This is a genomic window from Cryobacterium melibiosiphilum (assembly GCF_003602235.1).
In the GTDB taxonomy this organism is placed as follows: domain Bacteria; phylum Actinomycetota; class Actinomycetes; order Actinomycetales; family Microbacteriaceae; genus Cryobacterium; species Cryobacterium melibiosiphilum.
Genome location: NZ_QZVS01000095.1, coordinates 139,207 through 159,127 on the forward strand (window position 1 = coordinate 139,207; position 19,921 = coordinate 159,127).

The following is a 19,921-nucleotide window of genomic DNA, read 5'->3' on the forward strand; positions in this document are numbered from 1 at the left end:
GCAACTCACCCGGGCGCCAGGGGCTGCTGTCGGGTCGGTTCGGGTCGGTTCGGGCCGGGTCAGGTCAGGTCGCGCAAGCGGGCCGCCACACCCGTTCCCGCGCTGCCCTTGCGCTCGCTCGTGATGGCGATCACCAGCAGAACGGCGCCGGCCACGGCCAGGGCGATCCACCACAGCAGCGGGTTGATGGTGCGGCCGATCTGCACCAGGAACACCACGATGATCTCGATCGGCAGCACGGCCAGGCTCAGCACAAACGGGGCCGCAAGGCGCCGCACCGACCCGATCACGATTGCGGCGAGCGCGAGGCCCATCACCATGATCGCTCGCCAGGTCAGCGGATCCGTGCCGGTCGCGAGTACCGAGGGCAGGAAGATCACCACGAGGCCGGGGGTCAGCAGGCGCCACGATCCGCTGAACCCGGTGGGCCAGGCCGTCCAGGCCGTCCACCTCGATACCCATCGTGCACCACGAGACGCAACCGGCCGGGACGGGCCTGTCGCCGCCGCTCCTTGCGGGGCCCGCTGCAGCACCAGGATTCCGGCGAGCAGCAGCGCCACCCCGAGCGGCAGCGACCATGCCTCGACCCGCAGCTCGCGTTCGCTCCAGCCGGCGACGGCCGTGCACCAGGCCAGCGCGAAGATGAACCCGGCCGGCGGCAGTGACACCGTGACGGAGCGGGCCAGCCAGACGGTGATGAGCATGAAGCCGAGCAGGGCGAGGGTGAGCGCCATGAGCGTGATGATGGAGAACGGGTCGTGCCGAATCGCGGTGATCGGCCCCACCACGAGAAACGCGGTCGCGGCTGCATAGCGCCAGCGTGACGGCGCTCCCTGCAACACAAATCCGGCCCCGACCGCGAGCAGCATCGCCAGCAGGCTGATCCCCAACACGGGTACCATCACGAGCGCGTCGGCGGCGAGGTCGAGCGGGTCGACGCCGAGGCCCCAGCGCACGGCCTGCACGGCCCCCGCGGCGGCGGCGATCGTCGCGACCCAGAGCGTCGGGGCGCGCAGCCCCCGCAACGACTCATACCGCGGCCCATCCGGCGGAGCGGCGACGGTCCGGGCGGCCACCCGCTGGGCGGTCGACCGCTCGTCGGCGTCCTGCGCGTCGTTGTCAGTCTGACCGGCCGGCAGGTGGTCGGCCGTGAGCTGTGCGGGCAGCGGATGCCGACTCACGATTCGGCCCAGCACGACTCGGCCCAGCACCACCAGAAGCAGCGCCCCGCCCAGCAGCGCATAGCTGCGCCACGACGTCGTCACCTCGGTGCTGCCGGCGCTCACCGAGCCGACCGCGAGCACCGCGAGGCTCGGTACGACGGCAACCAGCAGGCCCGTCGTATAGAGCGCCTCGCCGTCCCGGCCGCGGTGCGTCAGCAAGGCGCCGACAATGATCGCGGCGAGCGCCGGGGGCAGCAGGTAGGGCTCGAGCACGTCCACGCCCTGGATCGCCCAGACACACCACAGGGCGCCGGTCCAGCTGGCGGCAGCCGCCCACCAGGCATACCGGTGGTGAATCGTGAGGGCGCTGGCGGCAGCGCCGGCACCCAGGATGACGAGCACGACGAACGTTGTCTCGAGCCCCGCGGCGACGCGCACGAGGGCCAGCAGGATCGTGAGCACGCCGGTGGCCCCGGCCGAGAGCTCGATCCAGCGGCGCGCGGCATCCGCTTCGGCGATCGACAGCCCGGAGCGGGCCAGTCCCTGCGCGATCAGCGACGCCATCGGGATGGTCACGGCGACGAGGGCGGCCACGATCGGCAGTACGATCGGCGATCCGCTCATCGGCAGCTGGGCGCCGAGGCACACGATGACCACGGCGAGCGCCGGCACGAGCAGCGCCGCCGCGGCCGAGCGCAGGAGCAGGGTCATGCCGGGTCGCCGGCTCGTCACCAGGGTGAAGGCCAACGCGAACGCGACACCGGTCGACAAGGCCGTCCAACCGCTGCGCTCGAGCAGTACTCCGACCACCCCGATCAGGAACGGCACCGCGGTCACGATCAGGGCCGCATACCAGCTGCGCGGCGACAGCCAGGTCGTCAGCGTCGCGGCCAGGGCGACGAGCAGCGCGAGGGTCGTCGTGAGGCACAGCACGGCAATGCTCTCGAGCGGGGCGAGGTCGAGCGCGGTCGCGAAGACGACGAGCGCGTAAGCGTAGCCGATGCCGAAATACCACGGCCGGGTCGACCCGGGCCGGGTGTGCGCGACCGCGACCAGCACGAGCACGGCCGCGGCGCCCACCCAGACGGATGCTTCCGGCCGTATCCAACCGACGGTCGCCGCGAACAGCAGCAGCGCGTGCGCGCCGATGACCAGCGGCCGGCGCAGCGCCGTCGGGGCCTGCGCCACCCGGGGCACCCACACGAGCACCGCGCAGACGAGAACGGCGAGCCCGAGCCCGACCATCGCCTGCACGGGCCGGTCGAAGCCGTTCCAGCCGGCCACGGTCAGCAACACCAGCATGAGTGCCGCGAGCGACCGGCCGCGCAGGGCCAGGCGCCCGCCGACGGATGCCCCCTCCGCTACCGGGGCCTCATCTGCCAGCGGGGCCTGATCCGCCACGAGGGACAGCGCCCAGAGCGTCGCGGCGCTGGCCGACACCCCGCCGAGGGCGGCAAGGCCGAGGAGCGGCGACACGATGAACGAGTCGGGGTCACGCGTCTCGAAGCCCACCAGGAGCGTGAAAATGGGGGAGACCAGCTGGAGTCCGGCGAGGAACAGGGCCGGCACAGCGGCCAGCAGCGCCATCAGGCCGGCACCCAGTCTCAGGCTGCGACGACTCGCGGCGACCGCGTTGCCGCGCGTGGTGACACCCAGCGCTGTCAGAGCCATCAGCGCCGCCCCGGCGAACAGCGGCGCCAGGGCCACAATCCATTCGCCACTGTTCGCTAGCCCGACGCCACTGTTCAGCCCGACGCCACTGTTCAGGCTGACGGGAAGCAGTCCGATCGCGGCCACCGCGAAGGCCCCCGACACGAAGCTCCAGAACCGGGGGAGCCCGTTCCGGCTGCCGAGGGCCGTCACGACCGCGAGGCACACGAGGATGCCCGCGGTGCCGAACACCCGGGCTGCCCCCGGCGACAGGTCGAGCACCGCGAGCTGAACCAGCGCGACGCCGACGGCACTGACCTGGATGACCAGGGCGGTGCCGTGTTCCGCGGCCAGGGTACGCCCGAAGCGCGGTGCGAGACGGCGCACAATCGGGTGCAGGCCGAGCACGACTGCCGCGACGACCACGCTGCCGAGCACCGCCGACCAGGCGCTACCGCCGGCCGATCCGAACAGTCCCGGCGTGAGGGCCAGACCGACGACGGATGCCCACACCCACGTGCGCACGCGCGCCCGAGCCCCGAGGAACATCAGCCCCGCCGACGTGATCAGCGTGCCCAGCCCGGCGAAGACGAACGGGCTGATGCCGGCCGGGGCCAGCTGCGAGAACGCCCAAACGTCGAGCAGTACGAAGACCCCGCCGAGGGCACCGACCGACTCGGCCGAGAACTGCAGTCCGCTGTGGGCGAAGAACCAGGCGCCGCCAAGAAAGACCACCGTGATCGCGGCGATGATCGTGGTGCGCCCGGCAAAGCTGGTGAGGTCGGGATTCAAGAACGTGAAGACGAGGGCAGCGACGGCGAGAAGCGCGGCGCCGGCGACGGAGAGCACCGACTGCACGCTCACCTGCGAGCGTGAGTCGGCCGGGGCGGCCGCGATCCCCGCGGCCGCCCACTCGGGAGCGCGATACTGCGGCACGCTCGGGAGCACAGCCGCCGATCCCGCTTCCGATCCGACAGCCGATCCGACAGCCGATCCGACAGCCGATCCCGCAGCTGAGCCGGCTGGCACGCAACCCGGGGTGGGCATCGCGACCGAATCCACGGGGTCGCCCCACGCGGCGGGACCGGGAATGGTGGGCAGCCGGGCGATGATGTGCTGGCGTGCGTCCAAGGCATCCGCTGCCTGAGACGATGCCGCGGTCAGTTCGACAGCGACCGATCCGCTGAGATCGGCACCGCACGCGCGGCACCAGCCAGGTCGCTGCAGTTCGGCGTCGCAGCGCGGGCAGAGACGCGCATCGACGAGATACCGCACCGCACTGTCACTCCAGGTTTTGCCCATGCGGGCAGTCTAGGGGCGACCGATCCCCGGGAAGAGCGACCAGGGAGCGACTAGAAGAGCGACCCGATCGACCGCAGCAGCACGAGCGCGATGGCACCGATCGAGAGCCCCAGCGCCGCGAGCACGAGCCCCCGGCCGCGCGCCCGCACCGGAATCACCCGGTACGCCTGCATCGTGAAGGTCAGGCCGATCACGGCGACGATGATGGCGGGAAACGGAAAGACGACCGCGAGCACAAACCCGGCGGCCGACAGCCAGAATCCCGGCGCCCGGCCGGGCGTCCTGGTGTAGTCCGCCCGGGGCTTGCCGAGGTTGAAGAGGTTGTTGCCGTCCATGTTCGCGCGGGGGTCGTTCACCGTGGATCCTCCAGAAAAGTCGTTGTGACAGTCTCACACACCCGGCCCAGACACCCGCCTCACACCCGGGTCAGGGCGGGGCTGGCGGCCGACCCGGGAAGGCCGCGCCCATTCGTCGGTTAAAGTTAATCCTTTGGCGGGAAAGGAACAACTGAGTGAGTGACATTGCGGCCGAATTGGCGCGGGTGCGCGAGGCCTTCGACAAACCCACCCTGCGCCTGCTGGACCGCAAGTGGGCTCCGTTCGTGCTCGCCGTCTTCAAGAGTTCCTTCAGCCGGGACCGCCGCAGCGTGCAGGCCGACCTTCTGCACACCCAGGTGGATGCCTACCTCGCCGACCTGCGCAGTGTCGGCAGCGAGGTGCCCGGCAAGAACGGCCGTGCCCTGTGCGTGCAGTGGATGAACGACCTCTGGCTGTACCGCGAAATGGGGGACACCAGCGCGGCCAAAGGTGGGAATACCAGCGGGAATACCAGCGAGGAATTCTACTCCCTCACCTCTCATGCCCTCGAAGCGCTGTTGCTGGTCGATGGGCTCGCCCGTGACCGTGCGCTGATCAGCGAGTCCCGCCTCACGACCATCGTCGACACCGCGAGGCACCGCGCGACGCAGGCGAACCCGGATCGGCAGGAACGCATCCGTCGCCTCGACCAGGAGATCGCCGAGAAGCAGAGCGAACGGGATCGACTGGATGCCGGCGGCGAGGTCGCGAGCGCCTCCAATGAGCAGATGCTCGAGGGCTACGCTAACCTCATCGACCTGATCAACCAGCTGCCGAGCGACTTCAAACGGGTCGAAGAGTCCGTCGCGGGCATGCATCGGCAGATCATCAACGACTTCCGCGGTGAGGAACGCCCGATCAGCGAGGTGCTCGACGACTACCTCGCCAAGACGGATGCCCTCATGACCTCCACCAAGGAGGGCCGCGCCTTCGAGGGCGCCTTCGCCCTGCTGCGTAACGACACCCTCATGCGGGGGCTCAAGAACGACCTCGAAACGATCCTGCTGCATCCCTTCGCGCTCGAGCTGAGCGGCAGCGACCGCCGCAGCTTCATGGGCACCGTCGGCCTGATCCGCAAGGGCATCGACGACGTGCTCACCCAGCGCAACGGCCTCAGCACGACCCTGCGCGAACACATCGTCAACCACGACGTCGTGAAAGACCGCGAACTCGAGCGGATGCTGCGGGACATCAACAAAGAACTGGCCGTCTGGATGCAGACGGCCGGCCCGCGCTCGACCGTCACCGCCGAGCTCATGCCGGGCACCCTCGACGTGGAACACCTGCAGGAACGGTTCTACGACCCGATGGCCCACCTCGCGCCGCCGGAGCTCGACGACGTGATGGGTGACGCGCCCGAACCGCCGAGCCTCGACGCGATGCGCCAGCAGGGCGGCCCGCTGCTCGCGGAGATGCGCGACGCCCTGGTGAGCGCTTTCAGCAGCGGGGATGCGGCATCCGTCGGTGCCGCGTTCAACGCCCTCGAGGTAACACTGCGACGCCCGGTCGAGATCCTGGGCATGCTGCAGATCGCGACCCAGGTCGACGCGGTGCACCGGGCCGAGGCCGTGGAGAGCTTCGAGACCGTGCGGCCCGACGGCAGCGTGCGCAGCTTCACGGTGCCGCGCATCATGCTGACGGATGCCGAAACGGCCGCCCTGGCTGCGCTGCCCTACGGCGCCAGTGAGCCAGACCTGACTTTTGACCGGAATGAGTAGCAGCATGAGTGACACCGAAACCGATGACCGGACCGCAGGGGCCGGTGACACCTCCAGTGTTGAACGCGACCCGGCCAGCTTCTCGCTGTTCGAGGGCGATGAGGGCGGGCTCAGCATCGAGCAGCGTCGCACCCTCGTGCTGCTGCTGAAGTACCGCTACATTTCGGCGGCGCTGCAACCGGCCGAATGGCAGACCCTGCTGGCGTCGCAGAGTCTGCTGCGCTCGCGCCTGAACGATGTCTTCCTCGACCTGCACGTCGACCTGCACTACGAGGTCGCCTTCAAACGCCAGGCCGTCGCCGAGGGAGGGGACCGGTTCCCCACGCTGCTGCACGATGTGGCGTACACGCGGGAGGAGACAATCCTGCTCGTGCTGCTGCGGCAGCGGTTCCGCAGCGAGCGGGCCAGTGGCCAGGAGATCGTGCTCGTCGACCGCGACAACCTGGTCGAGAACGTGGCGCACTTTCGCCCGGAACACGCAACCGACCGCTCCGGCGACGCCCGCCGGGCCATGGCCGCCGTCGAGAGCCTGGCCAAGGCGCGGGTGTTGCTGAAAACCAGCGATGCCGACCGGTTTCGGGTGTCGGCCGTGATCGAGGTGCTGCTACCGGTCGAACGTCTGGGGGAGCTGCTCGAGTGGCTCGTCAGCCAGAACGACAGCACGCCCACCAACGAGAACACCCGCACCACCGACACCACGAGCACCGCCCTGCCCGCCATCTGGAGCCCCGCCCATGACTGATTCGCCCCTCTTCTACATTGACGGCTCGACCGAGGGCACCACGCAGTGGAAGGCCGAGTCCTTCCAGATGGTTAACTGGGGCGGCTTCCAGGGCCACCACGAGATCGCCTTCGCGCCGACGGCAACACTGGTCTCCGGGGCGTCCGGAACCGGCAAGAGCAGCCTGCTCGACGCCTACCTCGCGCTCATGATGCCCTCCGACACCCCCTTCAACGGCGCCAGCAATGATGCCGGCTCCGGGCGCGCGCGCAGCGTGGACCAGCGCAACCTGATGACCTACCTCCGCGGCAAGACCGACTCGAGCCGCGAAGCCGGAACCGGCGCGCTGCAGGACCAGGTCTTGCGCGGATCACAGGAGGCCACCTGGGGCGCGGTCGCGATGACGTTCATCGACGACAACAACCGCCGTTTCACGGTTTTGCGGGCCTACTTCGTGCCGCGCGGCGCGAGCAAGTTCGCCGACCTGTCGATGAAGATGGCGACCATCGACGGGCGCCTCGACCTGCGCGACCTCGCCGAGGTCACCGAGAGCCGCTTCGACAAGCGCGCCCTCAAGACCCGGTTTCCCGAGCTCGACATCTTCGACACCTATGCCGCGTTCGCGCAGACCCTCTACACCCGGCTCGGGATCGGCGCCAACGGTGAGGGCGGCAAAGCCCTGCGCTTGCTCGCCCGCATCCAGGCCGGTCAGCAGGTCAAGACCGTTGACGGCCTCTACAAGTCGATGGTGCTCGAAGAACCCGCCACCTTTGCCGCCGCCGACAAGGCCGTCGCGCACTTCGAAGACCTCGAGCGCTCCTACCGGGCCATGGTCACCGAGGCCCAGAAAGCGCAGGTGCTCGAACGCATCCCGGCCCTGCACCGCGACTTTCAGGCCGCCAGTCTGAAGGCCGACCTGATCGACACGTTCGGCGTGCACCGCCCCGGCGACACCCCCTTCGTGCTGTGGACGCTGCTCACCGAACGCGCCCTGCTCGACGGCGCCGCCGACCTGAACGGTGCCGAGCGGCGCGGCAACCTCGTCGAGCTCACCCGGGCCCGCGACGCCGAAACCGCTCTCAAGGCCCGCGTCGCCGCGGTGCAGCACCAGCAGCGTGACAACGGCGGTGACGTGCTCGCGAGCCTCGCCAACGACCTCGAGCAGCTGACCCACCAGCGCGACGACATCCGCGCCGAACGCGCCACCTTCGACAGCCGGATCAGCCTGCTCGAGACCGAGATCTCCGGTCAGCCCGAGTTTCTCGCCGCCCAAACCGCCGCGGCCGGCTTTCTCGGCACCTTCGCGCAGGCAGCGGATGCCCTCGACAGCGACCGCGCGACCCTGCAGCGCACCGCGTATCCGGTCGAGGAACAGATCCGCACCCTCAAGCAGGAGCAGGCCTTCCTCGCCGGGCGCGCCAGCCTGGTGCCGCAGCACCTGCACAACGCGCGGCTGATGATCGCCGAGGCCGCCGGGATCCCCGCCGATGAGCTGCCCTTCGTGGCCGAACTCATCGACCTCGCGGCCGACGAGGAGCAGTGGCGCCAGGCGGCCGAGGTCACCCTCGCCTCCGTCGTGCGGGTGATGCTCGTCGACGAGACCAAACTCGCCGCGCTCAGCCAGGCCATCGACCCGCTGCGTATCCCGGTGCGCATCCACTTTGAAGGCGTCGCGCTGCGCGACTACGAACCGATCGCCGGTGATGCCCGCTACGTCTCCGGCAAGCTCACCTTCGTCGACTCGCCGTTCAGCGGCTGGGTCCGGGAGCGCGTGCAGGCCGGCAACCTCGACGCGCTCTGCGTCGACACCCCCGCCGAGCTGGTCGGCGACGGCCCCCGAGTCACGCCGAGCGGGCAGACCCGCAACGGCGCCCGCGGCGCGCACGGCTGGAACCAGGACCAGAAGTCGATCATCGGATACTCCAGTCGGGCCCGGCTGGATGACATTGTCGCCGAGCTCGCCGAGCGCACGGCGACGGCGAATGCGGTGGCGGGGGAGGCATCCGCTGTCTCCGATCAGATCGGTGATCTGCGCGCTCGCAAGGCGGCCCACCAGTTCGTGGCGGATGCCGCTTGGCTCGCGATCGACGTGGCCGCCGCCGAGGCGAAAATCGCCGACAAGCAGGCAGAGCAGGAGCGCGTTCTCGCCGGCAGCGACGTGCTGCGTGCCCTGAAAGACGAGGAGGCGCGTCTGGTCGACGAGCTGGAGAGTGCCCAGAAGCTCAAGCACTCCACCGATCAGCAGGCGGTGCGGCTCGGCGCCGAGCAGAGTGGAATCGTGGACGACCAGGACGTTGTCACCGATCGGCTCGACCGCATCGAACGGGACGAGACCGTCGTCTTGACGGCGGACCACGCCGCGCACCTCGACGCCCAGTTCGCCCTTGTCGGCGACCAGCACGACCTGGCCGCGTTTGCCGGCGGGGTGAAGCGGCTGCGGGAACGCCTGACGGAGCAGTCCGCGCAGGACCGCGGCGCCGCCACGAGCGCCCGCGATTCGCTGCTGCGCATCTTCGAGACGTTCCAGAGCCGCTGGCCCGACCCGAACATCGGGGTGGGCCTGGAGTCGTTCCCGAGCTACAACGACATCCTCGACGCCGTCTACACTCTCGGCCTGCACGAGCGGCGCCAGGAATGGAAGCGGCGCCTCGCAGCGTGGAGCGGCCAAGACCTCGTGCCGCTCGCCGGGGCGTTCACCACGGCGATCGAGGAGATCGAAGACCGCTTGCGGCCGATCAACGAGATCCTCACGACGCTGCCGTTCGGCGCGGGCCGCGACCGACTGAAGATCGCGCTGCGCCGGCTGCACCGCGACGACGCGACCGCTTTTCGCCGGGAGCTCAAGCTGCTCTCCTCGGGCGCAACGGAACTCTTCACCGACGAACAGACCGAGAACCGCTTCACCCGGCTGCGGGCCTTCATGGCGCTCATTCGCAAGCCTGACGGCGGCGAGGTTCGACGTGATGCGCAGCGCGACCTGCTGCTCGACGTGCGCAAGCACGTCGAGATCACGGCCGTGCGCCTGACGCCCGAGGGCGTGGAGGTCAGTACCTATTCCTCGCTCGGCGGCAAGAGCGGTGGCGAATCGCAGGAGCTCGTGGCGTTCGTCGTGGGTGCTGCGCTGCGTTTCCAGCTCGGCGACGAGAGTCGCACCCGGCCGCGGTTCGCCCCGGTGTTCCTCGACGAGGGCTTCGTGAAGTCCGACGCCGAGTTCGCCGGTCGGGCCGTGGCGGCCTGGAAGGGGCTCGGGTTCCAGCTCATCGTCGGTGCCCCGCTCGACAAGGTCACCGCGCTCGAACCGCACATGGACCTCGTGCTGTCGATGACGAAGAACAACGCCACCGGCTACTCCTACATCACGCCGCTCTCCACCCCCGAGCCGAGCCCTGTGTCGACCCCCATTCACGCCTAGTCGTTCACGGTGAGCACGATCTTGCCGCGGGTCTGCTCCTCGGTCAGGTAGCGCAGGGCCGCGGCGGCCTCGGCGAGCGGATACGTGCGGTCGACCACCGGGGTCAGGTCGCCGGCTGCGACCATCTCGGTGACCACCGCGAAGCGGTCGTTGGGAGCGCCGGCGCCGCGCAGCCCGGGAAGCTGCTTCACGAACAGGCTGCGCACCATCAGGGGGAAAAACCTGCCGAGGCTGCCCATCCACTTGTGGCCGGTGGCCCCGTAGTGGTCGTGGCCCACGAGCACATAGGTGCCGGTCGGAGCGAGCACCCGGCGGCAGATCGAAAACGGATGGTTGCCGGCTATATCGAGGATGAGGTCGTACGGTATCCCGACGTTCTCCTGCGTGTAGTCCACCAAGGTGTAATCGACCACGCGGTCCGCGCCGATCGCCCGCAGCATGTCCAGCTTGTCGGTGCTGTCCACTGCCGTCACGTGCGCGCCGAAAGCGTGCGCAAGCTGCACCGCGAAGGTACCGACCGCACCGCCGGCGCCGTTGATGAGTACCCGCTGTCCACGCTGGATGCGGCCCTCATCGCGCAGGCAGCCGAGGGCGATGCTGGCCGAGGTGGGCACGGCAGCCGCCTGCTCGAAACTCAGCCGGGCCGGCATCGGCGCGAGGCGCTTGGCCGACACGGCCACGTATTCGGCGAAGGCTCCGCCGTTGTGCCACTGGTTCACCCCGACACACTCGCCGTAGACGGCGTCACCGGGGTGGAATTCGGTCACGTAGGGGCCGACGGATTCGACGACCCCTGCAACATCCGTTCCCGGAATCGCGGTCTTCGGCCGCCGCACTCCCGAGCCCATGAACCGCAGCGCGTAGGGTTCGCCGCGCACCGCGTGCCAGACATCGGCGTGAACGGATGTCGCCCGCACCTTCACGAGCACCTCGCCGTCGCCGGCGGTCGGCTTGGGCACCTCGCGTAGCGTGAGCACGTCGAGCGGGCCGTAGGTGTCCTGCACAATCGCCTTCATCGTGGTCTCCTGCTCCGTCGCGGGTCGCGCTCTCGCGTTCTGGGGCACAGGATACGCCCGGGCTCCCCGTCAGTGGCCGAGCCCAATTGCAGTGACCGAGTCCAATTGCGCAAATCACGTTGCGCGGTGAAAGAATTCGCCCATGACCGATCACAATTCCCTCCGGGCACCCATGCTCAAACGCAAGGTTCTCGCCGACTACGTTTACGAGGAGATCCTGTCGTCGCTGATCGACGGCCGCCGCGAACCGGCCGGCACCATCAGTATCGACGGATTGGCGAGGGAACTCAACGTGTCGCAGACGCCCGTTCGCGAAGCTCTGGCGAGGCTTGAGCACACCGGCATGGTGCGGCGCGTCGCACTCAAGGGCTACACCGTCGCGCCGCTGTCGACCGCCGCCGAACTCGCTCAGCTCGTGGATGCCCGCCTCGTCATTGAACCCACGAACGCGGAGTGGGCCTGCAGCCGTGCCACCGCCGAACTCTGCGATGCCCTGCGCGAAACCATTGAACGCCTCGGTGCCTCGCACACCGGAGCGACGTACGCGGAATTTCGCGACTATTGGAAAGCCGACGAGGATTTTCACCGCATCATCGCCGAGAACGCCGACAACCCGTTTGTGCTTGCCGCCTATAAGACCCTGGGCGGGCAGATCCAGCGGTTCAGGTACTTCGCCGGCATGGGCGTGACGGATGCCGAGAGCGCGATTCTCGAGCACACCGCCATTCTCCAGGCGTTCCTCGACCGCAAGCCCGAGCGGGCGCGGGAAGCCATGGTTGAGCACCTGCAGGGCGTCAAGTCGAGGTCGGTGCGGGACAGCGGCGGAACGGCGTAGTTCCGGCGCAACCCCGGTGTGACGTTCTGCCGACGGCCGTTGGGCACCTCCAAGCCGTCGCTCAGATTTGACAAGCGTCTGTGAATCGTAGATCCTATAGGAAATACGATCTACACGACGGAGTGATGTATGCGCTACACAGCAGAAACCTGGCCCATCACTGCAGCACTGCTGCAGTTCCCCGGAACGGATGCCCAGGGCCGCACCGCCCAGCAGGCCGACGCGAGCGTCTGGGCCGAGGTCTTCACCGAGGTCAAGGACGCCGGCTTCGCCAACGTCGACCTGTTCGATTCCTGGATTCGCCCGGGGGACCTGTCCTCTGCGCGGCTGGACGAGCTGAAGGCCACCGCGAGCAGCGTCGGCGTCGGCGCTCCTTCCATCTCCGCCATCCGTCGGAGCGTCATCGACGAGGCCAACGGGGAAGACAACCTCGCCTACAGCCACCGCACCCTCGACGCCGCCGCGCAGCTCGGCTGCGAGGTCGTCTCCTTCGGACTCCACCAGGCACTCACCGCCGAGCAGCAGAAGCAGCTGTGGTTCTGGACCGTCGAAGGCCACCACGACCCGGTCGGCGACCCCGCGGTCTGGGGCAAGGCCGTCTCCCGACTCAGGGAACTCGGCGCCCACGCCGCCGAACTCGGTCTGCTCATGAGCCTCGAACTCTACGAGGACACCTACCTCGGCACCGGCGATTCGGCCGTGCAGCTCGTTCAGGACATCGGCCTCACAAACGTCGGCCTCAACCCCGACATGGGAAACCTGGTGCGCCTGCACCGCCCGATCGAGGCCGTGCAGGAGATGATCGCCAAGACCGTCCCGTATGCCAACTACTGGCACGTGAAGAACTACAGCCGCGACGAAGATGTTGCCCGCGGCCAGTTCACCGCCGTTCCGGCGCCGCTCGAGACCGGCATCATCAGCTACCGGGAAGCCTTCCGCACCGCGCTGTCCTTCGGCTTCCAGGGCATCATCTGCACCGAACACTACGGCGGCGACGGTCTCAGCGTGTCGGCGACCAACCAGGCCTACCTGCGCGAGAAGATCCTCCCGAAGACCGAGAACTACGTGCTCGGCACCCCGCTCGTGGCCCAGGGCCGCCAGACGCCGACCGCGGTCGCCGCGTAGGCCTTCGCAACACCCGGTGGGGCCGCACCAACGCGGCCCCACCCCACGGCCTTACCCCACGGCCCCACCCCACGTCACCGCGCCCTCGTCGTCGCCCACATTCGTGTGCGCGGCCGCCGGGCCCAACGGATTCAATGAGGAACCATGACACGGATATTTGACGATCCCGCAGCATTCGCCGACGAGGCACTCGCGGGCTTTGTCGCCGCCAACCGCCGCTACGTGGCCCGCGTCGACGGCGGCGTCGTGCGCGCCACGGAAATGAACCCCAACCAGGTCGCCCTTGTCATCGGCGGCGGTTCGGGGCACTATCCGGCGTTTGCCGGACTGGTCGGCCAGGGTCTCGCCGCCGGCTCGGCCTGCGGCAACATGTTCGCATCCCCGGCGGCCGCACAGATCTACCGAGTCGCCAAGGCCGCCCACGCCGGGGGAGGCGTTCTGCTCAGCTACGGCAACTATGCCGGGGACGTGCTGCACTTCGGCCAGGCCCAGGACCGACTCAACGCGGAGGGAATCCGCACTCGCACCGTGGTCGTCACTGATGACACTGCCAGCGCATCGCTGGCCGAGATCGACAAGCGCCGCGGAATTGCGGGGGATCTCACGGTTTTCAAGATCGCCGGCGCGGCAGCGGATGCCGGACTCGACCTCGCCGAGGTCGAGCGCCTGGCCCGCAAGGCCAACCTCGCGACGCGTTCCCTCGGGGTGGCCTTTGACGGCTGCACCCTGCCGGGCGCGACCGAACCCCTCTTCAGTGTTCCCGCCGGCCAGATGTCGCTTGGGCTGGGCATCCACGGCGAACCGGGAATCTCCGACCACGACCTGCCCACCGCGAGCGAACTCGCCGAACTCCTCGTCGGCCGGCTCCTGGCCGAAGAACCCGCGGGAGCCGGACACCGCGTCGTCCCCATCGTCAACGGGCTCGGCACGGTCAAGTACGACGAACTCTTTCTGCTGTTCGGAAAGATCGAAACCCTGCTCCAGCAGGCCGGGCTCGAGGTCGTCGAACCCGAGTGCGGAGAACTCGTCACCAGCCTCGACATGTCCGGCCTCTCGCTCACCCTGTTCTGGGTCGACGACGAGCTTCTGAGCCTCTGGACGGCGCCGGCCGACACCCCCGCCTTCCGCAGGGGCAACGCCGTGGCCCGTCCGCAGCGGGTCATCGAGGAGTCCGCCCACGACGACCGCACCGACACCCCGCCGGCGACGATCGCCGCGGCCCGCCTCGGCTCGGGAGCCGTCACCCTGCTGCAGGCCGTGCAGTCCGTCGTCGTGGAACACGAACAGGAACTTGGCCGCCTCGATGCGGTCGCCGGTGACGGCGACCATGGAATCGGGATGCGCCGTGGCGTCGATGCTGCCGTGCAGGCAGCAAACGACGCCAGCCGCGACGGCGCCGGTGTCGATCAGGTGCTCACCGCGGCCGGGGAGGCCTGGGCGGAAAAGGCCGGTGGTACCTCCGGCGCCCTGTGGGGGGCCGCACTGTGCGCTTCGGGCGGAGCCCTCGGCAATCGGGAGTCCTATGGGTCTGCCGACGCCCTTGGTGTCGCCGAGGCGTTCAGCGCCGCGATCATCGACCTGGGCAAGGCCGAACTCGGCGACAAGACCATGGTCGACGCCTTGCTGCCCTATGTCGCGACGTTCACGGCCGAGAGCCAGGCCGAGGCATCCGTCGCCGATGTGTTGACTGCGGCGGCCACGGCAGCCGTGGGCGCCGCCGCCGACACCGCCGCGCTCAGCCCCCGCCGCGGACGCGCCCGGCCGCTCGCCGAACGGAGCATCGGACACCCCGATCCGGGAGCCGTGTCATTCGGCTTGATCGCCGCGGGCGTGGCCCGGGCTTACACAGATTTCACCGCTACCGATTTCACAGCTACCGATTTCACAGCTACAGATTTCACAGCACGATCAAGAGCAGAGGACGTGACAGCATGAGCAAGAAATGGCGCATCGTCATCGGAAACGACGAAGCCGGGGTTGAATTCAAGACCGCGCTGAAACAACTATTGGAAGCGGATGACCGCGTCGAGTCCGTCACCGACGTCGGGGTCGGCGAGAAGGACACCACGGCATACCCGCACATTGCCGTCACCGCGGCCCGCAAGGTTGCTGCGGGGGAGTTCGACCGCGCCCTGTTGATCTGCGGCACCGGAATGGGAGTAGCCATCTCGGCCAACAAGGTGCCCGGCATTCGTGCCGTCACCGCACACGACAGCTATTCCATCGAGCGTTCCGTGCTCAGCAACAACGCCCAGGTCCTCACCCTCGGCCAGCGTGTGATTGGCCTCGAACTGGCCAAGAAGCTGGTCACGGAGTGGCTCGGCTACCGGTTCGACGACAGTTCCGCCTCGGCCGACAAGGTCGCGGCGATCGCATCCTACGAAGTGAAAGAGAACTAACACCATGACGCACACCATCGCAATCGTCGGATCCGGCTACATGGGCGGCGGCATCGCCCAGGTGCTCGCCCTTGCCGGCAACCACGTCTATCTGTCCGACGTCTCGCTCGACGTGACCGAGAAGAACTACCAGCGCCTCATCGACGAGTCGAAGGACTTCGTTGCCGCCGGACTGTTCCCAGAAGGCTCCACGGAGATTCTCAAGACCAACCTGCACGTCGCCGCCACCGTCGAGGAGGCCGTCGCCAATGCCGACTTCATCGAAGAAGCGGTGCCCGAGGTGCTCGCGATCAAGCACGACATCCTCGCCCGAATCAGCGGCGCGGCCCGTGCCGACGCCATCATCGGCTCCAACACCTCGACCATCTCGATCGGGGACATGGCCACCGCCGTCACCAATCCCGAACGCTTCCTCGGCGTGCACTTCTCCAACCCGTCACCCTTCATCCCGGGCGTCGAGGTTATCCCGCACGCCGGCACCGCCGCCGACGTCGTCGACCGCGCCCGCGCAATCGTGCACTCCACCGGCAAGCAGACCGCCGTGGTGAAGGACGTCACCGGGTTCGTGCTGAACCGCCTGCAGTACGCCCTCTTCCACGAGGCCACCCAGTTGGTCGAAGAGGGCGTCGCGACTCCCGACGACATCGACACCCTGGTGCGCACGACCTTCGGTTTTCGTCTGCCGATCTTCGGACCGTTCGCGATCGCCGATATGGCCGGCCTCGACGTGTACAACTTCTGCTACAAGTCGCTGCAGACCGGTTTCCCGGAACGTTTCGCAACGCCGAAGATTCTTTCCGACCTCGTCGACGCCGGCAAGCTCGGCACCAAGTCCGGCGCGGGATTCCTCGATGTGCCCGCGGAGCGCACGGCCGACCTGATCGCCTACCGCAACAAGGCCTACGTGGCGATGCAGAAGCTCATCGACGACCTCGGCCCGGCGCCGCTGCACTAGCTCACCACCGTCAGGAGCCCAGACCGTGCCAGCATCCCGCGCCGCCGAGACCGCGCATCCGCTCTGCTACGTCGGAGTCAGCACCAAGATGTACCTGGGCTACCAGGCGAGTCTGGACTGGCTCACGGCCGTGCACGGCATTGTGGCGGCTCGGTCTCCGTTGCCCCGCGGCCTCACCGTTTTCGTCGCACCGTCGTTCCCCATTTTGGAAAGCGCGCGCCGAATTCTGGCCGGCAGCGGGGTAGTTCTGGGCGCGCAAGACTGCGGCACGGCGGGTGGGGCACTCACCGGAGAGGTAAGCCCGGCCCTCTTGGCGGAAATGGGAGTGGAGCTGGTCGAAATCGGCCATGCCGAGCGCCGCCGACTGTTCGGCGAAACGGATGCGGTGGTGGCCGAGAAGACGGCGGCCGCCGCCCTGGCCGGACTGACCCCGCTACTGTGCGTGGGCGAGACGGTGCGTGGCAGCCCCGCCGCTGCTGCCCGTTTCTGCTGGGAGCAGGTCACCGCCGCACTCGGCGCGAGCGTGCCGCCCGAGCGCGTTGTCGTGGCCTATGAACCGGTCTGGGCCATCGGCGCCGCCATTCCGGCAGACCCCGACTATGTGAACGATGTCGTCGCCCGCCTGCGCGAGCTGCTGGACCAGCCCGAGCGGGCGGGCCGCGCCCGCATCATCTACGGCGGCAGCGCGGGGCCGGGCCTGCTTCCGCGGCTCGAGAGCGTGGATGGCCTGTTTCTCGGCCGATTCGCCCACGACCCGGCCGGATTCGGCCGGGTGCTCGACGAGGCCATACTCCGCGCCAGCCTGCAGCCCTGACCTGCATCTGCCCACCGATCTGCCCACCGATCTGTCTCGCTCCCTCGAATGACCGGCGCCAGCTCGCTGCCGCTGTTTCCCATGAATCAATGACGTTTCGTAAGGATAAAATCCATGCTCCATCTGTCGACGGCGGCTGAGCTCGCCCTCCCCATTCCCGCGTTGCTCAGCATCGCCATTGGCGCGGTGGTCGTGCTCTTGGTCTTGATCATCAAGGTGCGCATGCACGCCTTCTTCGCGCTCATCATCGTCAGCATCGTGACGGCCGTCGTGGCCGGAGTGAGCGCCGACGAGCTCATCGACACCCTCGTCGGGCCGTTCGGACGGACCCTGGGAAATGTCGCATTGCTGGTCGGGTTCGGTGCCGTTCTGGGCCGCATCGTCGAGACCTCTGGCGGCGCCCAGGTTCTCGCCGACAGCCTGCTGCGCAAATTCGGCGAGAAGCGAGCGCCGCTCGCACTGTCTGTCGCCTCCCTGCTGTTCGGCTTCCCGATCTTCCTCGACGCCGGGTTCCTGGTCATGCTGCCGATCATCTACACCGTGGCCCGCCGCCTCGGCGGTGGACTGCTGCTCTACGCCCTTCCGGCCGCTGGCGCCTTCCTGATGATGCACGCCATCGTCCCGCCTCATCCGGGTCCGGTCGCTGCGGCAGGGATCATCGGTGCCGATGTCGGTCTCGTCCTGATGGTCGCGCTGCTCGTCGGACTCCCAACCTGGTACGTCGCCGGCTACCGGCTTGCGCTCGTGCTCGCCAAGCGGCACCCCGGCATCGTCGTTCCCGAGTTGCTGGGGCTTCCTCCCAAGAACGTCGTGAACCCGCCGAAATTCGGTATCGTCCTGCTCGTCCTCCTGCTGCCCTTGGTACTCATCTTCATGAACACCGGCCTCTCCACCCTGATCGCCACCGGCACCGTGGGGGAGGACCAGCTCTGGGCGCAGGTTCTCATCTTCATCGGCAACACCCCGATCGCGCTGCTGCTGTCGACTCTGCTCGCCATGTACCTCCTCGTGATTCGCCGCACCCGCAGTTCCATCGGCGGCGCCCTGGAAGACCTCGTCGACGATGCCCTCGCTCCGGTCTGCTCGATCATCCTCATCACCGGTGCCGGCGGAATGTTCGGCGGCGTGTTGACGGCAACCGGAATCGGCGGGGCGATGGCCGAGAGCCTCGACGCGATCGGGCTCCCGCTCATCCTCGCGGGATTCCTCGTGGCCGTCATCATGCGTGTCGCCCAGGGCTCGGCGACGGTGGCCGGAACCACGGCAGCCGGCCTGATGGCCCCCGCGATCCTGGCGTCGGGCGAAACCAGCCCGATCGGACTCGCCTGCATCACCGTCGCGATCGTTGCGGGCGCCATCACGTTCTCGCACGTCAATGACTCCGGCTTCTGGCTGGTCAGCCGATTCCTCGGTCTCAGCACGTCGCTCGCGTTGAAGACCTGGAGTGTCATCGCGACGGCGATCGGTTTCATGGCCTTCGGCCTGGTGTGGATTCTCTACAGCTTCGTCTAGGTGTCTTCGTCTGAGCGTCGTCATCTGAGCGGCGTCATCTGAGCGTCGTCGCAGTCCTCACAGCCACCACCAACACGAACCAGGGAAACTCTATGACCACCACCGAAACACTCCCCACGCCCTTTCCGACCGAACGCACCGTCGTCGTTACGGGGGCGGCCTCGGTCCGCGGCATCGGCCGGGCCACGGCCGACAGGCTGGCTGGCCTGGGCTGGTCCGTCGCCATCGTCGACATCAACGCCGAGGCGGCGCGGGCGGCAGCGGCCGACATCGCCCTGCGCCACAGCGTCCCGGCCATCGGGGTGGGCGCAGACATCGCGAGTGAGGCATCCGTTGACGCCGCAGTCGCGCAAATTGAGACGTCGCTGGCCCCCATCGTTGCGCTCGTGAACCTCGCGGGCATCAGCTCACCGACCGAGTTCATGGATGAAACGGTCGCCGGCTGGGAGAGGATCTTCTCGGTGAATATGACGGGAACGTTCATTGTTACGCAGCGGGTACTGCGCGGCATGATTCAACGCCGCCTCGGCCGCATCGTCAGCGCGTCGTCGATCTCCGCCCAGCGTGGCGGCGGCACCTTCTCCAAGGTCGCCTACAGCGCGTCGAAGGCCGGAATCATCGGTTTCACGCGCGGGCTGGCTCGGGAAATGGGCCAGCACGGCATCACGGTGAACTGCGTGTCGCCCGGCCCGGTGGACACCGACATCATGGGCGGCACTCTGACCGATGAGCGCAAGAACGACCTGTCCGCCGACACCCTCATGGGTCGAGTCGGCACCGTAACCGACATCGCCGCCCTGATTGCCTTTCTGGTCGGAGAGGATGCCGGCTACATCACCGCCGCGACGTACGACATCAATGGAGGCCTGCAGATCTCCTGACCGGTTCCCGCACCGGCTGCAGGGCGCCGAAGCGTCGCCGATCCCCAGGGTCGGCGACGTCT

General features: G+C 68.3%; 14 protein-coding genes. 11 read left to right on the top strand and 3 right to left on the bottom strand.

All coding sequences use genetic code 11. The features are described 5' to 3' along the window. Positions 1-59 precede the first annotated feature (59 nt). Both D6T64_RS19055 and D6T64_RS19060 read right to left on the bottom strand, forming a co-directional pair. Positions 60-4,115 carry an SCO7613 C-terminal domain-containing membrane protein gene (locus D6T64_RS19055; RefSeq protein ID WP_119976248.1) on the bottom strand — a complete coding sequence of 1,352 codons (4,056 nt, stop codon included), beginning with the start codon at positions 4,113-4,115 and terminating at the stop codon, positions 60-62. Between the two features lie 50 nt (positions 4,116-4,165). Further along, on the bottom strand, positions 4,166-4,471 hold the full coding sequence (locus D6T64_RS19060; RefSeq protein ID WP_119976249.1) for a hypothetical protein: 306 nt from the start codon (positions 4,469-4,471) through the stop codon (positions 4,166-4,168). Between the two features lie 155 nt (positions 4,472-4,626). Between D6T64_RS19060 and D6T64_RS19065 the strand changes: the two genes are divergently transcribed. Genes D6T64_RS19065 through D6T64_RS19075 form a run of 3 tightly spaced genes read left to right on the top strand, consistent with a single transcriptional unit; the run spans position 4,627 to position 10,322 of the window. Then, positions 4,627-6,189 carry a DUF3375 domain-containing protein gene (locus D6T64_RS19065; protein WP_119976250.1) on the top strand — a complete coding sequence of 521 codons (1,563 nt, stop codon included), beginning with the start codon at positions 4,627-4,629 and terminating at the stop codon, positions 6,187-6,189. A 4-nt stretch (positions 6,190-6,193) separates the two neighbouring features. Beyond that, on the top strand, positions 6,194-6,931 hold the full coding sequence (locus D6T64_RS19070) for a DUF4194 domain-containing protein (RefSeq protein WP_158594926.1): 738 nt from the start codon (positions 6,194-6,196) through the stop codon (positions 6,929-6,931). Then, entirely contained in the window at positions 6,924-10,322 is a 3,399-nt protein-coding gene (locus D6T64_RS19075; protein ID WP_119976252.1) for an ATP-binding protein, read from the top strand. Before D6T64_RS19070 ends, D6T64_RS19075 begins: the two co-directional genes overlap by 8 nt. Here the strand turns inward: D6T64_RS19075 and D6T64_RS19080 are convergent. Next, positions 10,319-11,338: an NAD(P)-dependent alcohol dehydrogenase gene (locus D6T64_RS19080; protein ID WP_119976253.1), complete on the bottom strand. Its 1,020-nt coding sequence runs from the start codon at positions 11,336-11,338 to the stop codon at positions 10,319-10,321. The genes D6T64_RS19075 and D6T64_RS19080 overlap by 4 nt on opposite strands. 142 nt (positions 11,339-11,480) lie before the next feature. Here D6T64_RS19080 and D6T64_RS19085 point away from each other — a divergent pair, with 142 nt between their 5' ends. The 8 genes from D6T64_RS19085 (at position 11,481) to D6T64_RS19120 (ending at position 19,859) form a co-directional block, all read left to right on the top strand. After that, complete coding sequence (locus D6T64_RS19085) at positions 11,481-12,173, top strand: GntR family transcriptional regulator (protein WP_119976254.1); 693 nt, start codon at positions 11,481-11,483, stop codon at positions 12,171-12,173. Positions 12,174-12,302: 129 nt separating this feature from the next. After that, complete coding sequence (locus D6T64_RS19090; RefSeq protein ID WP_119976255.1) at positions 12,303-13,298, top strand: sugar phosphate isomerase/epimerase family protein; 996 nt, start codon at positions 12,303-12,305, stop codon at positions 13,296-13,298. Positions 13,299-13,442: 144 nt separating this feature from the next. Continuing rightward, on the top strand, positions 13,443-15,233 hold the full coding sequence (locus D6T64_RS19095; RefSeq protein WP_119976256.1) for a dihydroxyacetone kinase family protein: 1,791 nt from the start codon (positions 13,443-13,445) through the stop codon (positions 15,231-15,233). Further along, a complete protein-coding gene (locus D6T64_RS19100) occupies positions 15,230-15,697 on the top strand; it encodes a ribose-5-phosphate isomerase (RefSeq protein WP_119976257.1) in 468 nt (155 codons plus the stop codon). Before D6T64_RS19095 ends, D6T64_RS19100 begins: the two co-directional genes overlap by 4 nt. Positions 15,698-15,701: 4 nt before the next feature. Then, complete coding sequence (locus tag D6T64_RS19105; RefSeq protein ID WP_119976258.1) at positions 15,702-16,652, top strand: 3-hydroxyacyl-CoA dehydrogenase family protein; 951 nt, start codon at positions 15,702-15,704, stop codon at positions 16,650-16,652. A gap of 25 nt (positions 16,653-16,677) precedes the next feature. After that, the gene (locus tag D6T64_RS19110) at positions 16,678-17,466 is read left to right on the top strand and encodes a triose-phosphate isomerase (RefSeq protein WP_267900499.1); all 789 of its coding nucleotides are present in this window, start codon (positions 16,678-16,680) and stop codon (positions 17,464-17,466) included. Between the two features lie 114 nt (positions 17,467-17,580). Continuing rightward, a complete protein-coding gene (locus D6T64_RS19115) occupies positions 17,581-18,978 on the top strand; it encodes a GntP family permease (protein WP_119976259.1) in 1,398 nt (465 codons plus the stop codon). A 92-nt stretch (positions 18,979-19,070) separates the two neighbouring features. Further along, on the top strand, positions 19,071-19,859 hold the full coding sequence (locus tag D6T64_RS19120) for an SDR family NAD(P)-dependent oxidoreductase (RefSeq protein ID WP_119976260.1): 789 nt from the start codon (positions 19,071-19,073) through the stop codon (positions 19,857-19,859). Positions 19,860-19,921: the final 62 nt, after the last annotated feature.

Excerpts from the sequence above, each read along its gene's own strand:
- D6T64_RS19090 (WP_119976255.1), top strand. The coding sequence starts at position 12,303 with ATGCGCTACACAGCAGAAACCTGGCCCATCACTGCAGCACTGCTGCAG.
- D6T64_RS19115 (WP_119976259.1), top strand. The coding sequence starts at position 17,581 with ATGCTCCATCTGTCGACGGCGGCTGAGCTCGCCCTCCCCATTCCCGCG.
- D6T64_RS19095 (WP_119976256.1), top strand. The coding sequence starts at position 13,443 with ATGACACGGATATTTGACGATCCCGCAGCATTCGCCGACGAGGCACTC.
- D6T64_RS19120 (WP_119976260.1), top strand. The coding sequence starts at position 19,071 with ATGACCACCACCGAAACACTCCCCACGCCCTTTCCGACCGAACGCACC.
- D6T64_RS19075 (WP_119976252.1), top strand. The coding sequence starts at position 6,924 with ATGACTGATTCGCCCCTCTTCTACATTGACGGCTCGACCGAGGGCACC.
- D6T64_RS19085 (WP_119976254.1), top strand. The coding sequence starts at position 11,481 with ATGACCGATCACAATTCCCTCCGGGCACCCATGCTCAAACGCAAGGTT.
- D6T64_RS19080 (WP_119976253.1), bottom strand. The coding sequence starts at position 11,338 with ATGAAGGCGATTGTGCAGGACACCTACGGCCCGCTCGACGTGCTCACG.
- D6T64_RS19070 (WP_158594926.1), top strand. The coding sequence starts at position 6,194 with ATGAGTGACACCGAAACCGATGACCGGACCGCAGGGGCCGGTGACACC.
- D6T64_RS19105 (WP_119976258.1), top strand. The coding sequence starts at position 15,702 with ATGACGCACACCATCGCAATCGTCGGATCCGGCTACATGGGCGGCGGC.
- D6T64_RS19055 (WP_119976248.1), bottom strand. The coding sequence starts at position 4,115 with ATGGGCAAAACCTGGAGTGACAGTGCGGTGCGGTATCTCGTCGATGCG.
- D6T64_RS19100 (WP_119976257.1), top strand. The coding sequence starts at position 15,230 with ATGAGCAAGAAATGGCGCATCGTCATCGGAAACGACGAAGCCGGGGTT.